Source organism: Cupriavidus sp. 10L45, assembly GCF_056395225.1.
In genome coordinates this window covers 448,498-460,405 of the sequence record NZ_JBFTJC010000005.1, presented here as the reverse complement: position 1 = coordinate 460,405, position 11,908 = coordinate 448,498, and the positions used below count along the sequence as shown (strand labels likewise).

At 66.9% G+C, this 11,908-nt stretch carries 12 protein-coding genes and 1 tRNA gene; 5 read left to right on the top strand and 8 right to left on the bottom strand.

The window, feature by feature from the left end; translation table 11 throughout:
* Positions 1-206: 206 nt before the first annotated feature.
* Entirely contained in the window at positions 207-443 is a 237-nt protein-coding gene (locus AC1DFU_RS12205; RefSeq protein WP_477159771.1) for a hypothetical protein, read from the bottom strand.
* 32 nt (positions 444-475) lie between these two features.
* On the opposite strand from AC1DFU_RS12205, the gene AC1DFU_RS12200 reads away from it, so the two are divergent.
* Genes AC1DFU_RS12200 through AC1DFU_RS12190 form a run of 3 tightly spaced genes read left to right on the top strand, consistent with a single transcriptional unit; the run spans position 476 to position 1,952 of the window.
* Positions 476-1,066 carry a hypothetical protein gene (locus AC1DFU_RS12200; protein ID WP_477159772.1) on the top strand — a complete coding sequence of 197 codons (591 nt, stop codon included), beginning with the start codon at positions 476-478 and terminating at the stop codon, positions 1,064-1,066.
* A complete protein-coding gene (locus AC1DFU_RS12195) occupies positions 1,063-1,590 on the top strand; it encodes a DUF1643 domain-containing protein (RefSeq protein WP_477159773.1) in 528 nt (175 codons plus the stop codon). The genes AC1DFU_RS12200 and AC1DFU_RS12195 overlap by 4 nt, the downstream gene beginning before the upstream one ends.
* On the top strand, positions 1,587-1,952 hold the full coding sequence (locus AC1DFU_RS12190) for a hypothetical protein (RefSeq protein WP_244844978.1): 366 nt from the start codon (positions 1,587-1,589) through the stop codon (positions 1,950-1,952). Before AC1DFU_RS12195 ends, AC1DFU_RS12190 begins: the two co-directional genes overlap by 4 nt.
* Here AC1DFU_RS12190 and AC1DFU_RS12185 read toward each other — a convergent pair.
* From AC1DFU_RS12185 to AC1DFU_RS12160, 6 genes are all read right to left on the bottom strand, one after another.
* Positions 1,949-2,905 (bottom strand): tyrosine-type recombinase/integrase, encoded by a 957-nt coding sequence (locus AC1DFU_RS12185; RefSeq protein WP_477159774.1) that lies wholly within the window; start codon positions 2,903-2,905, stop codon positions 1,949-1,951. The genes AC1DFU_RS12190 and AC1DFU_RS12185 overlap by 4 nt on opposite strands.
* Positions 2,906-3,171: 266 nt before the next feature.
* Positions 3,172-3,258, bottom strand: a tRNA-Leu gene (locus AC1DFU_RS12180).
* Between the two features lie 236 nt (positions 3,259-3,494).
* Positions 3,495-4,820: an MFS transporter gene (locus AC1DFU_RS12175; protein WP_092293000.1), complete on the bottom strand. Its 1,326-nt coding sequence runs from the start codon at positions 4,818-4,820 to the stop codon at positions 3,495-3,497.
* 129 nt (positions 4,821-4,949) lie between these two features.
* A complete protein-coding gene (locus AC1DFU_RS12170; RefSeq protein ID WP_441591127.1) occupies positions 4,950-6,275 on the bottom strand; it encodes an amidase in 1,326 nt (441 codons plus the stop codon).
* Complete coding sequence (locus AC1DFU_RS12165; protein WP_441591128.1) at positions 6,272-6,949, bottom strand: DUF2848 domain-containing protein; 678 nt, start codon at positions 6,947-6,949, stop codon at positions 6,272-6,274. Before AC1DFU_RS12165 ends, AC1DFU_RS12170 begins: the two co-directional genes overlap by 4 nt.
* A gap of 34 nt (positions 6,950-6,983) precedes the next feature.
* Positions 6,984-7,706: a GntR family transcriptional regulator gene (locus tag AC1DFU_RS12160; RefSeq protein ID WP_092292994.1), complete on the bottom strand. Its 723-nt coding sequence runs from the start codon at positions 7,704-7,706 to the stop codon at positions 6,984-6,986.
* A 255-nt stretch (positions 7,707-7,961) separates the two neighbouring features.
* Here AC1DFU_RS12160 and AC1DFU_RS12155 point away from each other — a divergent pair, with 255 nt between their 5' ends.
* Entirely contained in the window at positions 7,962-8,729 is a 768-nt protein-coding gene (locus AC1DFU_RS12155) for an IclR family transcriptional regulator (RefSeq protein WP_092293327.1), read from the top strand.
* 15 nt (positions 8,730-8,744) lie between these two features.
* Here the strand turns inward: AC1DFU_RS12155 and AC1DFU_RS12150 are convergent, their stop codons facing one another.
* Positions 8,745-9,992 (bottom strand): Zn-dependent hydrolase, encoded by a 1,248-nt coding sequence (locus tag AC1DFU_RS12150; protein ID WP_441591129.1) that lies wholly within the window; start codon positions 9,990-9,992, stop codon positions 8,745-8,747.
* A 223-nt stretch (positions 9,993-10,215) separates the two neighbouring features.
* Here AC1DFU_RS12150 and AC1DFU_RS12145 point away from each other — a divergent pair, with 223 nt between their 5' ends.
* Complete coding sequence (locus AC1DFU_RS12145) at positions 10,216-11,793, top strand: ABC transporter substrate-binding protein (protein WP_255370764.1); 1,578 nt, start codon at positions 10,216-10,218, stop codon at positions 11,791-11,793.
* Positions 11,794-11,908 lie beyond the last annotated feature (115 nt).

The window sequence follows — 11,908 nt, the reverse complement described above, 5'->3', positions numbered from 1 at the left end:
TCACGCATGGCGTCGGCCATCGCAAGTTCACGCGTGGGGAAAGAGTTTCCTTGGCTCTCAAAGGTCGCTTGGTCGTCGAGGGTGTATGTCCAATGCCACATCCCGAAAGTCCTCTCGGTCAATTCAAAGGTCACGTGCCGACCCATGAAGATAAGGCTCTCAGCCATGGCTTGCCCCTCCATTTCGTCGGGAGTCAAACGGGCAATCTACTCGTCCACGCCCAATATCACGTCGACGGCCGCACGGCCAGCGACTTCAGCCACCAGATATGCCCATCGTTTGGAGAACGGGCTGCCGTGAACTTTGATCCGCTTTCCTATCGCGGCGACTCCCGCTGGATGCGTCGGGCTAGTGATCTGAAACCAGACGTCAAACATGTCTGTGGAAGTACCAGTCAGGCACATCCGGATCTCGAAGCCTCGGTACTCGGAAACGCGTTCCATATCCGCCCCTCCAACATGACACCCATCCTAGCATGATGAAAGAACGCCCCATCCTCTTCTCCGGCGCCATGGTGCACGCCATCCTGGACGGCCGGAAGACGCAGACGCGGCGGCCGGTCAAAGGCTGGACGCTGGATTGGCTGCAGTCGGACAAGTTCACGCCGGAGTATGTTGCCGACCCGGAAAACCGGGCATGCCCCTACGGCCAGGCCGGCGACCGCCTGTGGGTGCGCGAGACCTTCTTCGCCTTCGGGCGCTGGGAGACGCACTTCAGTGCCAAAAAGGCCCGCGACGAGTGGCACTTCGTCGATCTGACGCTGGAGATGGATCGGATCTACCAGTATGTCGACCCCACGCCCGACAACGCACGCCATCGCTCCAGCGTCACGCCGGCGTGGTGGAAGCGCCCCGCGATCTTCATGCCGCGCGCCGCGTCGCGCATCGTCCTAGAGATCACCGCTGTACGTGTCGAGCGGCTGAACGAGTGCAGCGAGGCCGACGCGGTCGCGGAGGGCTGCGGCGCAAATGAGGCGGACGACGCATGCGGCAACTACCGGCTGCTCTGGAACTGGGAGACGAACCCTTGGGTGTGGGTGGTGGAGTTCAGGAGGATCGAAAGGTGAAGCACTTGACCGAAACCACGCTCGACGGCGAGGCCGGCTGCATCCTTTCCGACTGCGAGCAGTATCGCTACCGCCTCTGGCGCCAGTGGGACCGCGCCCGGCCGGCGCTCGGGTTCATCATGCTCAACCCGTCGACCGCCGATCACCAGGTGAACGACCCGACCATCACCCGGTGCCTGCAGCGCGCGCTGGCCGGCGGCAGGTTCGGCGGCCTGGAGGTGGCGAACCTGTTCCCGCTTCGGTCCACCGACCCGGCCGCACTCCTGACCCACGCCGCGCCGCTAGGCGACCGGGCAGACCGGAACGACGGCGCGATCATGGACGCGCTTGACCGGTGCTCGATGGTCATCTGCGCCTGGGGCGCGCACAAGGCGGCGCCGGCCCGCGCGTCTGAGGTCCTGGACATCATCCTCATGTACGGGCGCGGCAATCTGCTGTACCACCTGGGCCTGAACAGGGACGGCAGTCCGAAGCATCCGCTGTACATTGCCGCGAGCACGCGGCCCCAACGATTCAACGAATGACCGAAGCAGCAGCACGCATCATCGAAACAACAGCCAGAAACTGGAGCATCACCATGAGCGAAGCAGACCTGATCGAACGCATTGCAGTGGCCGTGGCCAACCACGTCCGGCCAGCGCTGCCCGTGAGCGTTACCCTGTGGGACGTGGAGCGCATCGCAGAATACTTGGTCCGTTCACCCAAGGTGGTGCGCGAGCGGGTGGTGACGCTGCCCGGGTTCCCGAAGCCGATCCGCATCCCTTCGGTGCAGTCGGGCAAGGACGAGCTGGCGAAGGCCCTCCCTCGCTGGAAGGCGGCCGAGGTCATCGCCTGGGCTGAGTCGTACCGCGAGCAGCCGGCGGGCCGGCCGAGAAAGACGGACTAGCCGAGCCGGCGCGCAATGTCCCGCGCGGACTCGTTGTAGTAGGTCAGCAACTCCTGGAGGTTGGTGTGCCCGGTCATCCGGGCCAAATCCAGTGGCTGTAGCTTCTTCGCCAGGCGGGTGATCGCCTCATGGCGGGTGTCGTGGAAGGTCAGGTCGGCAATGCCGGCCTTTTCTTTTGCCTTGCGGAACAGGGCGTCCCGGCTGGCAGCCGAGAGCGCGAACAGCGGCTTGCCCTCTTCCACCTTCGGCAGCATCCGCAACAGCTCGAGCGCGCGCATGGAGAGCGGCACGTCCCGCGCGCCGCCGTTCTTGGTCAGCGGCAAGTGCGCAACCTGCGCCTCGAAGTCCACCATGTCGCTGGTCAAGCCCAGCATCTCCCCGGAGCGCATGGCCGTCTCGATCGCCAGCAGGAATGCCACGGCGACCCGCTGCGACGGCAGGGCCACCGGCATCCCTTCCTGATACCCAAGAGCCAGGGTGACCTTCTCGATCTCCTTGTCAGAGATGAGCCGGTCGCGCGGCGGGTTGTCCGGCGGCCGGCGCACCTCCTTCATCGGATCGGCGATCAGCCAGCCCCATTCCTTCCGGGCGACCTCCAGCGCATGGGACAGCAGCGACATTTCGCGGGATACGGATGACCCGGAAATCTTCGCTCCAGATCCTGGGACGGTGTCTCGAGCGCGCGCGTCGCGCCACGCGGCAATGTGGTGAGGCTTCAGGTCGGCCAGCCGGATGTCACGGAAGGGTTTCCCCTCAACCATTTTCTTTCCGATCAGCTCAAGTCGCAGCTTCTCCCACCGCTCGCCTCGCTTGGTCGGGCTGACCGTCTTTTGGTACTGGTCGAGCACGTCTCCCACCGTGTGGGTCTTGCTCCCCATGCCGCCGTCGATGGATCGCATCTCGGCCTCGCGCTTCACCGCCCATTCCTGAGCTTGCGCCTTGGTGTCGAACATGCGGCTGTCCCGAGCGCCCTTTACTGTGAGCTGTACGCGCCAACCGGTTGCCGTCTTGAGAATGGATGCCATGAGTTCGTGGGAGGACCGTGGGAGAAAAATGGGAGAGCCCAGCGAACCGATAGTGGCAAATAGGGTAAAGGAGAGGGTGTAGCGTAAACCCGGATGGATACCCGCTATCCCTTGGTGCATATGGGATTGCGGCAGGAAGAGGTACGTATGGGTGGGGAGTGTCGTTGTTGCGAATGAACAACAAAAAAGGCTGGTGGTGCGAGGGAGGGGACTCGAACCCCTACACCATTGCTGGCGTCAGGACCTAAACCTGGTGCGTCTACCAATTTCGCCACCCTCGCGGTCCTTGCGGCGGTTGCCCTGGCGGGCGGCCGCGTTGTCGGTTGGCGCTGCGCATCCTCGACAAAGCAAAAAAGGCGGCTGGAACTGCCCGCCTTTCATGATCTGCCGTCGGATGCCGGCCGTGCCGTTGAGGTAACTTTTTCCAACGGTCGACAAGGCTGCGGATTGTAGCGCAAGCCGCAGCGGGAATCCAGCCCCCTGCCCGGCTTGCGCCTCGTCCGGCCCCGCCTGGGGCTTAGCGCCGGGTGCGGATGAAGGCCAGCACCAACACCGTGGCGCAGGCTTCCAGCGCGGCGACGAAATACAGGCCGGACGACAGCCGCCCCGTATTGGTCTTGAACCAGCCGATCATGTACGGCGCCACGAAGCCGGCCAGGTTGCCGATGGAGTTGATCAGGGCGATGCCGCCCGCCGCCGCCGTGCCGGCCAGGAAGGCCGACGGCAGGGACCAGAACACCGGGAAAGCCGCCAGGATGCCGACCGAGGCGATGGTTAGCGCCACCAGTGCCAGCGTGGCGCTGTGCAGCCACATGCCGGTCAGCGTCAGGCCCACCGCGGCCAGCAGCGTGGCCATGGCGCAGTGCATCCGGCGTTCGCCCGAGCGGTCCGAGTGGATGCCGTTGAGCACCATGGCGATGGTGCCGGCCACGAACGGAATCGCCGAGATCAGCCCGATCTGCAGGTTGCCCTTGACGCCCAGCTCCTTGATGATCGACGGGGACCAGAACGCGATGGTGGCATTGCCGCTCACCACGCAGAAGTAGATCGCCGCGCAGATCCAGACTCGCGAATTGGCGAAGGCGTCCCTGAGCGACGAATGCTTGGCCGGGTCACGTGCCTCGGCCTCCACCTCGCGCGTCACCAGCGTCTGCTCGGTGGCCGTCAGCCATTTCGCGTTGACCGGCTTCTCGGGCAGGAACATCAGCACCGCCACACCGGCCAGCACCGACGGAATCCCCTCGATCACGAACAGCCACTGCCAGTTGGCCAGGCCATCCACGCCGTCCATCGCGCTCATGATGAAGCCGGCCAGCGGGCCGCCGATCACGCCAGCGATCGCGAACGAGGTCATGAACAGGCCGTTGATGCGCGCGCGGCGGTCGGCCGGGAACCAGTAGGTCAGGTACAGCACCACACCCGGGAAAAAGCCCGCCTCGAAAATCCCCAGCAGGAAGCGCAGCGCGTAGAACTGCCCCGGCGTCTTAACGAAGATCATCGCCATCGAGGCCAGGCCCCAAAGGATGGTGATGCGCGCCAGCGTCTTGCGCGCGCCGATCTTCTCCAGCAGCAGGTTGCTCGGCACCTCGAACAGGAAGTAGCCGATGAAGAAAATCCCCGCGCCCAGGCCGTACACGGCCTCGCTGAACTGCAGATCCTGGAGCATCTGGAGCTTGGCGAAGCCCACGTTGACGCGGTCGATCCAGGCCAGGATGAACAGGAACACGAGGAACGGGATCAGGCGCACGGTGATCTTGCGGTACGCCTCGTTGCGTTGCTGAGCCAATTCCGCGGGCGGCAGGCTCTCCAGGGCGCCAGGGGCGCCGGTCATCACGGAAGACATCGGTGATTACTCCTTGGGTGTGGTGGGCGGGGCGCCGCTACATTGGCGGCGCCCTCTGGCTTGCGCTGTGTTGTGCTGGAGCGCGTTGCCGCGGCCGTGGGAATCCGGCCGATTTGCTGGCTGCCCGGCTTACGCCAGGCCCTGCTCGATGGCGCCGGCTACCTGCAGCACGCGGGCGTCGTGCCCGTGCAGGCCGCAGATGCCGAGGCCGATGCCCTGCCCCATCGGCAGGGACGCCGCGCAGCCGTCGAGCCAATTGATCACGCTCGGGTTGCGCAGCACCAGGCCGTTCGTGGCGAAGAAGTCTTCGTCACGCGCCAACGCATCCAGGCGCGGCGGGCGCACGGCGACGGTCGGCATCAGCCAGGCGTCGGCATCGCGCAGGCGCTCGGCGGCGCGCGCCTGCATGGCGGCGCGCTCGGCCAGCAGCGTGATGTAGTCGGCGGCGCTCTGTTGCTGGCCGCGACGGATACGCTGGGCCACGCGCTGGTCGTAGCGGTCGCCCTGCTTGGCCAGCAGATCGCGGTGCCAGGTCCACGACTCGGCGGCGGTCAGCCCGCCGCCAGCATTGATCTCGGGCAGGCGACGCAGTTCGGGGAAATCGAAGGTAACGATTTGCGCCCCCTTGGCCGACAGACGCGACAGCGTGGCCTCGAACGCCTGCGCCACCTCGGCCTCCACACCATCCATCACGAAGTCGCGCGTGACGTAGAGGCGCAGGCCGGACAGATCGGCGGGCCGGGTGTCGAGCGTCTCGCCGCTCAGCGCCGCGTCCATCGCCACGCAGCACGCCACCGAGCGCGCCAGCGGGCCGGCCGAATCGAGCGAGGTCGACAGCGGCACCGCGCCGGACAGCGGCACGCGGCGCGCGGTCGGCTTGAAGCCGGTCAGCCCGCAGAACGCCGACGGAATGCGGATCGAGCCGCCCGTGTCGGTGCCCAGCGCGGCCACGGCCATCTCCTCGGCCACGCTGACCGCGCCGCCCGAGGTGGAGCCGCCGGCGATGCGCTCGGCGTCGAACGGCGTGCGCGGCGTGCCGTAGTGGGGGTTCAGCCCCAGGCCCGAGAACGCGAACTCGCTCATATTGGTACGGCCGATCAGCACCGCGCCAGCCGCGCGCAGGCAAGCCACGGCGGGCGCGTCGGCCTGGGCCGGGGCGGTGCCGTCCAGCGCCACCGAGCCGGCACGCGTCATCTGGCCGCGCACATCGAACAGATCCTTGATGGACACCGGCAGGCCGGCCAGCGGCGATGCCACGAGCCCGGCGGCGCGCGCCTGGTCAGCCGCGCGGGCCTGCGCCAGCGCACCGTCGGCGTCCACGTGCAGGAAGGCGACGCCGCCAGCACGCTGGTGCTGCGCGATCCGGGCCAGCGCGTCTTCGGTCAGCGCCACGCTGGTCGTGCGTCCAGCCGCCAGCGAGGCAGCCAGGGCGGCAATGGTCGGGGCGGCGCTCATTCGGCCACCTCCAGCGACGCCACGCGGTACGCATGGCGCAGCGTGCGATGGCGCACCGGGTCGTGCAGTTCCACCTCGAAGGCGTCGCCGTGGCCCAGGTCGCCGATCACGGCCTGCGTGCCGCAGAACATGGCGGTGCCGGGCGGCAGCTGCGCTTCGCCAGTCAGGCGTTGCACCAGATCGCGCGGGTCCAGCAGGCGCGTGACCTTGCCTTCCTGATACAGCGCACGCTGGCCGTCGCGCACGCGCCAGCAGCGCATTTCCAGCTCGTCCCAGTGATCGGCCACCTCGTCGAAGCGCCAGACGTCGCGGCCCATCGGCTTGCCGCACATCTGCTTGGAGACGGTCACGTCATAGGCTTCGACCTTCCGGTCGGTATGGTCCGAGCCGATGCCGATGTACAGCGCGTCCGCGCCCTGCAGCAGCACGAATTCGGTCTCGCCCGACGAGTCGTCGCGCGGCACCTCGAGCACGTCGGCGGTGGTCAGCAGCGAGGCGGCCAGCGGGTAGAAGGTCGGCACGGTGGCGGGCGGCTTCACGCCCAGCGCCTGGAGTTCTTCGATGTGATGCTGGACAGCGGCGGCGTCGCGGCCAGTCCAGCCGGCGATGATGAGTCGTTGGACGTCGAGGGCGAGCGGGCCCCCGCCGGCTACCTGGAGGTGCAGTGTCGGCATGGCGAACTACCTGGTTACGAGGGAAAAGGGTCGGTCAGAGAGTCCGGATGATGTTCTTCCGGAATTCGTCGATATGTTCGCGGATCGCCTCGCGCACGGCCGGGATGTCCCGGCGCTCGAGCGCGTCGACGATCTCCAGATGCTCCTGGTAGACGTTCTCCAGGTGCTGGGGATCGGACAGCGAGAGGAACCAGAAGCGCGCCTGTTTCTCATGCAGGCCGCGCAGCAGTTCGGCCAGCACGCGGTTGCGCGAGGCGGCGGACATGGCGGTATGGAACTTGAGGTCGAGCGAGGCCAGCGCGGGAATGTCGCGGCGGGCAATCAGCTCGGGCGAGCGGTCCACGATGTCGCGCATGGCCTTGAAGTCGCTGTCGTGCCCGCGCTCGCAGGCCAGCGTGGCGCACAGCACCTCATTGGTGGCGCGCACCTCGATCATGTCGAGCACTTCGTTCAGCGACAGCGGCGTCACCAGCACGCCCTTGCGCGGCAGGATGGACACCAGCCCTTCCACTTCGAGCCGATGCAGCGCCTGATGGACCGGCGTGCGGCCCAGGCCGAGCAGCGCGGCCACCTGGGCCTCGATCAGCGGCTCGCCGGGACGGAACTCGCACGCGATGATGCGGCGCTTGATCTCCGTGTACGCCTGCTCGCGCAGCGCCGCGCCGCTCTGGGCAGGCGTGGGGGGCATGAGGGGCGCTACGGGAGTGGTTGCCGGCTGGGGGTCGGCACCGCCGACCAGTCGAATAGGGTTTGCCACGGGTTGCTCGCTTCGTCTCAACGTTCGTTGAAGTTGCTGTGATACTAGTGTGATATTTCACTGGAGACAACCCGGAAAACCCTAGGGGTAAACACCAGAGACGCGCCAGCCGTCGAGGCGCCGGGTATCATGGCGGGACGTTATGAAATCGATAATCGATTCATGCGTATCTTGGTGCAATATGCAGCCATCGTGGTGCAGGGTTTCACGACGATGGTGCCGAACCTTGGTAATCCGCCCCGCTGTCCGTCTCCCATGTCCGCCGATCCGCTGTTCAATCAATCGCTCGAAAAAGGGCTCGAAGTCCTGCGCGCCTTCAGCGCCGTCCATCGCACGCTGACGCTCTCCGAAGTGGCCGGCCTCACCGGCATGACCAAGAGTTCGGCCCAGCGCACGGTCCATACGCTCGAAAGCCTCGGCTATATCGACAAGCACCCGCAGACCCGCCGCTTCCGCCTGACGCCGAAGGTGATGGAGATCGGCTACAACTACCTGGCCGCCGATGCGCTGATTCCGATTGCCAGCCCCTACCTGTCCCAGTTGGCCAACGCCAGCGGCGAGACGGCCAATCTGACCGAGCCCGTGGGGCTGGACATGGTCTACGTGGCGCAACTGATGACCGCCAAGCACATGCCCGTGCTGACGCCGGTGGGCATGCGCATTCCGATGTACTGCACGAGTTCCGGCCGCGCCTACCTGAGCACGTTGCCCGATGCGCAGGTGCGCGCGGTGCTGGAGGCCTCCACGCGCGCGCCGCGCACGCCGGCCACGCTGACCGATGTAGACGCGATCTTCGCGCAGGTGGTGGCGTGCCGGGGCCTGGGCTATGCCTGCAACGAGGAGGAGCTGTTTTTGGGCGATATGGGCGTGGGGGCGCCCATCGTGAACAGCCAGGGGGTGGCGGTGGGGGCGGTGCATGTGTCGCCGCCGGCCAGCCGGTGGACGATGGCGGAGGCCCAGCGCAAGCTGGGGCCCCTCGTCATCGAGTGCGCGTGGGCGATTTCAAGGTCGATCGGACATTGAGGCTGCCACCGGCGATCAGCGAGCGTGCTCCAGCATCGCCTGCAGCAGCACGTTGGCGCCGGCCTCGATGTGCTCGGGCAGCGCATCTTCCAGTTCGTTATGGCTGATGCCGTCCTTGCAGGGCACGAAGATCATCCCGGTGGGGGCGCGCTGCGCCACGTAGACGGCGTCGTGGCCCGCACCGCTGACCACGTCCATGCTCGACAGCCCCAGCGCCGCCGCCGCGCGCCGCACGCTGTCCACGCAGGCCGGGGCGAACAGGCAGGGCTCGAACTTCACCACCTGGCGAATCTCCACGCTCACCGCCGCCACGTCAGCAATGCCGGCGAAGGCCGCGCGCATCGCCGCATCCATCCGGTCCAGCCCGTCCTGCGACAGGTTGCGGAAGTCCACCGTAAAGTCCACCCGCCCCGGAATCACGTTGCGTGAGTTCGGCTTGACCTCGACATAGCCGACGGTGCCCCGGCCATGCGGCGCGGCATCCCGGGCGATGCGGTTCACGGCCTCGATCATCCGCGCCGTTGCCAGCAGCGCATCGTGCCGCAGCGCCAGCGGGGTCGGGCCGGCGTGGGCGTCCTGGCCCGTCACGGTCACGTCGTACCACTGCTGGCCCAGCGCGCCCGAGACCACGCCGATCGGCAGCCCGGCCGCCTCCAGCACCGGTCCCTGCTCGATATGGGCCTCGAAGTAGGCCGCGAACATGCCGCCCGGCACCTCGCCGGCAGGCTGCGCGCCGTGATAGCCGATGGCGGCCAGCGCGTCGCCCACGCTCACCCCGTCGCGGTCTTGCTGGCGGCGCGCCTCGTCGGCATCGAACACGCCGGCGAACACGCCCGAGCCCATCATCACCGGCGTGAAGCGGGTGCCCTCCTCGTTGGTCCAGAACGCCACCTCCAGCGGCGCGCGCGTCTGGATGCCGAGGTCGTTGAGCGTACGCATGACCTCCAGCCCCGCCAGCACGCCGAAGTTGCCGTCGAACTTGCCGCCCGAGGGCTGGGTGTCGATATGGCTGCCCGTGGCCACGGCCTGCGCGGCCGGGTCCGTGCCGGTGCGGCGCGCGAAGACATTGCCGATCTCGTCCACGCGCACGTCCAGGCCCGCCTCGCGGCACCACTGCACCACGAGGTCGCGGCCCTTGCGATCTTCATCGGTCAGCGCGATGCGGCACACGCCGCCCTTCGGCGTGGCGCCGATCGCGCCCAGATCCATGAGCGATTGCCACAGCCGGGCGCTATTGATGCGGGGAAGAACTTTCGAATCCATGTCTGCCTTGTCTGCTTCGTGAGTGAATGATGAATGACCAACGCCCGGTGCAAGAACCAGACCACGCGCCGGGGCGGCGCGACTGGCACATGACTTGCTAGACCGAAGGCAGCCCTTCCCCCACTCAGGAGCATTGCCTGTGAACCACCAAACGTCCGCCCACGCGAAAGGTTTCTCCGCCGCAGTCCTGGCCCTCTCGTTCCTCGCACTGCCCGGCGCCGCCATGGCCGAGAAGACGCTGCGCATCGGCATGACCGCTGCCGACATCCCGCGCACGCTCGGCCAGCCCGACCAGGGCTTCGAGGGCAACCGCTTCACCGGCATTCCGATGTACGACGCGCTGACGCAGTGGGACCTCTCCAAGGGCAACGGCCCCAGCCTGCTGATTCCCGACCTCGCCACCGAGTGGAAGGTGGACGCCGCCGACAAGACCAAGTGGACCTTCAAGCTGCGTCCCGGCGTGAAGTTCCACGACGGCTCCGCCTTCAACGCGGACGCCGTGGTCTGGAACGTCAACAAGGTGCTCGACAAGACCGCCAAGCAGTTCGATGCGAGCCAGGTGGGCGTGACCGCCTCGCGCATGCCCACGCTGCGCAGCGCGAAGAAGATCGACGACCTGACCGTGGAACTGGTCACGTCCGAGCCGGACTCGTTCCTGCCGTACAACATCTCGAACCTGTTCATGGCCTCGCCCACGCAGTGGGAGAAGAAGTTCGCCGCCGTGCCAGCCTCGGTGACCGATGCGGCCGAGCGCAGCAAGCAGGCGTGGGTCGCCTTCGCCGCCGACGCCTCCGGCACCGGCCCGTTCAAGATGACCCGCTTCGTCCCGCGCGAGCGCCTGGAACTGGCCAAGAACGCCAGCTACTGGGACAGCAAGCGCGTGCCCAAGATCGACAAGGTGGTGATGGTGCCGATGCCCGAGGCCAACGCGCGCACCGCCGCGCTGCTGTCGGGCCAGGTCGACTGGATCGAAGCTCCCGCGCCTGACGCCGTCGCCCAGATCAAGAGCCGCGGCTTCGAGGTCTACGCCAACGCCCAGCCGCACATGTGGCCGTGGCAGCTCTCCTTCGCGCCGAATTCGCCGTGGCTGGACAAGCGCGTGCGCCAGGCCGCCAACCTCTGCGTGAACCGCTCGGGCCTGAAGACGCTGCTGGGCGGCTACATGGCCGAGGCCAAGGGCATCGTGGAAGCCGGCAACCCGTGGTGGGGCAATCCCAAGTTCGACATCAAGTACGACGCCAACGCCGCCCGCAAGCTGATGGCCGAAGCCGGCTACTCGGCCGCCAAGCCGCTCAAGGTGAAGGTGCAGGTGTCGGCGTCCGGCTCGGGCCAGATGCAGCCGCTGCCGATGAACGAGTACGTGCAGCAGAACCTCAAGGAGTGCTTCTTCGACGTGGACTTCGACGTCGTGGAGTGGAACACCCTGTTCACCAACTGGCGCATCGGCGCCAAGGATGCCAGCGCGCACGGCGCCAACGCCATCAACGTCAGCTTCGCGGCGATGGACCCGTTCTTCGCGATGGTCCGCTTCGTCAGCACCAAGACGCAGCCGCCGGTCTCGAACAACTGGGGCTTCTTCGGCAATGCGGAGTTCGACAAGCTGATCGAGACCGCCCGCACCTCGTTCGACGAAAAGTCCCGTGACGCCGCGCTGGCCAAGCTGCACGCGCGCATCGTGGAAGAGTCGCCATTCGTGCTGATCGCCCACGACGTGGGCCCGCGCGCCATCTCGAAGAAGGTCAAGGGCGTGGTGCAGCCGCAGAGCTGGTTTATCGATATCGCGACGATGTCGATGGACTGAGTTGGTTTGCGCCCCGTTGTGTTCTCCCCTCTCCCCTTGGGAGAGGGGCGGGGGAGAGGGCAGCGGTTCAAGTTGAGACATCGCATCGAGACACTCCGGCCCTCTCCCCCGGCCC

Bases quoted from the DNA above. Each gene is read 5' to 3' on its own strand.
- AC1DFU_RS12205 (WP_477159771.1), bottom strand. From the start codon at position 443: ATGGAACGCGTTTCCGAGTACCGAGGCTTCGAGATCCGGATGTGCCTG.
- AC1DFU_RS12200 (WP_477159772.1), top strand. From the start codon at position 476: ATGATGAAAGAACGCCCCATCCTCTTCTCCGGCGCCATGGTGCACGCC.
- AC1DFU_RS12190 (WP_244844978.1), top strand. From the start codon at position 1,587: ATGACCGAAGCAGCAGCACGCATCATCGAAACAACAGCCAGAAACTGG.
- AC1DFU_RS12185 (WP_477159774.1), bottom strand. From the start codon at position 2,905: ATGTTCGACACCAAGGCGCAAGCTCAGGAATGGGCGGTGAAGCGCGAG.
- AC1DFU_RS12175 (WP_092293000.1), bottom strand. From the start codon at position 4,820: ATGTCTTCCGTGATGACCGGCGCCCCTGGCGCCCTGGAGAGCCTGCCG.
- AC1DFU_RS12170 (WP_441591127.1), bottom strand. From the start codon at position 6,275: ATGAGCGCCGCCCCGACCATTGCCGCCCTGGCTGCCTCGCTGGCGGCT.
- AC1DFU_RS12165 (WP_441591128.1), bottom strand. From the start codon at position 6,949: ATGCCGACACTGCACCTCCAGGTAGCCGGCGGGGGCCCGCTCGCCCTC.
- AC1DFU_RS12155 (WP_092293327.1), top strand. From the start codon at position 7,962: ATGTCCGCCGATCCGCTGTTCAATCAATCGCTCGAAAAAGGGCTCGAA.
- AC1DFU_RS12150 (WP_441591129.1), bottom strand. From the start codon at position 9,992: ATGGATTCGAAAGTTCTTCCCCGCATCAATAGCGCCCGGCTGTGGCAA.
- AC1DFU_RS12145 (WP_255370764.1), top strand. From the start codon at position 10,216: ATGGCCGAGAAGACGCTGCGCATCGGCATGACCGCTGCCGACATCCCG.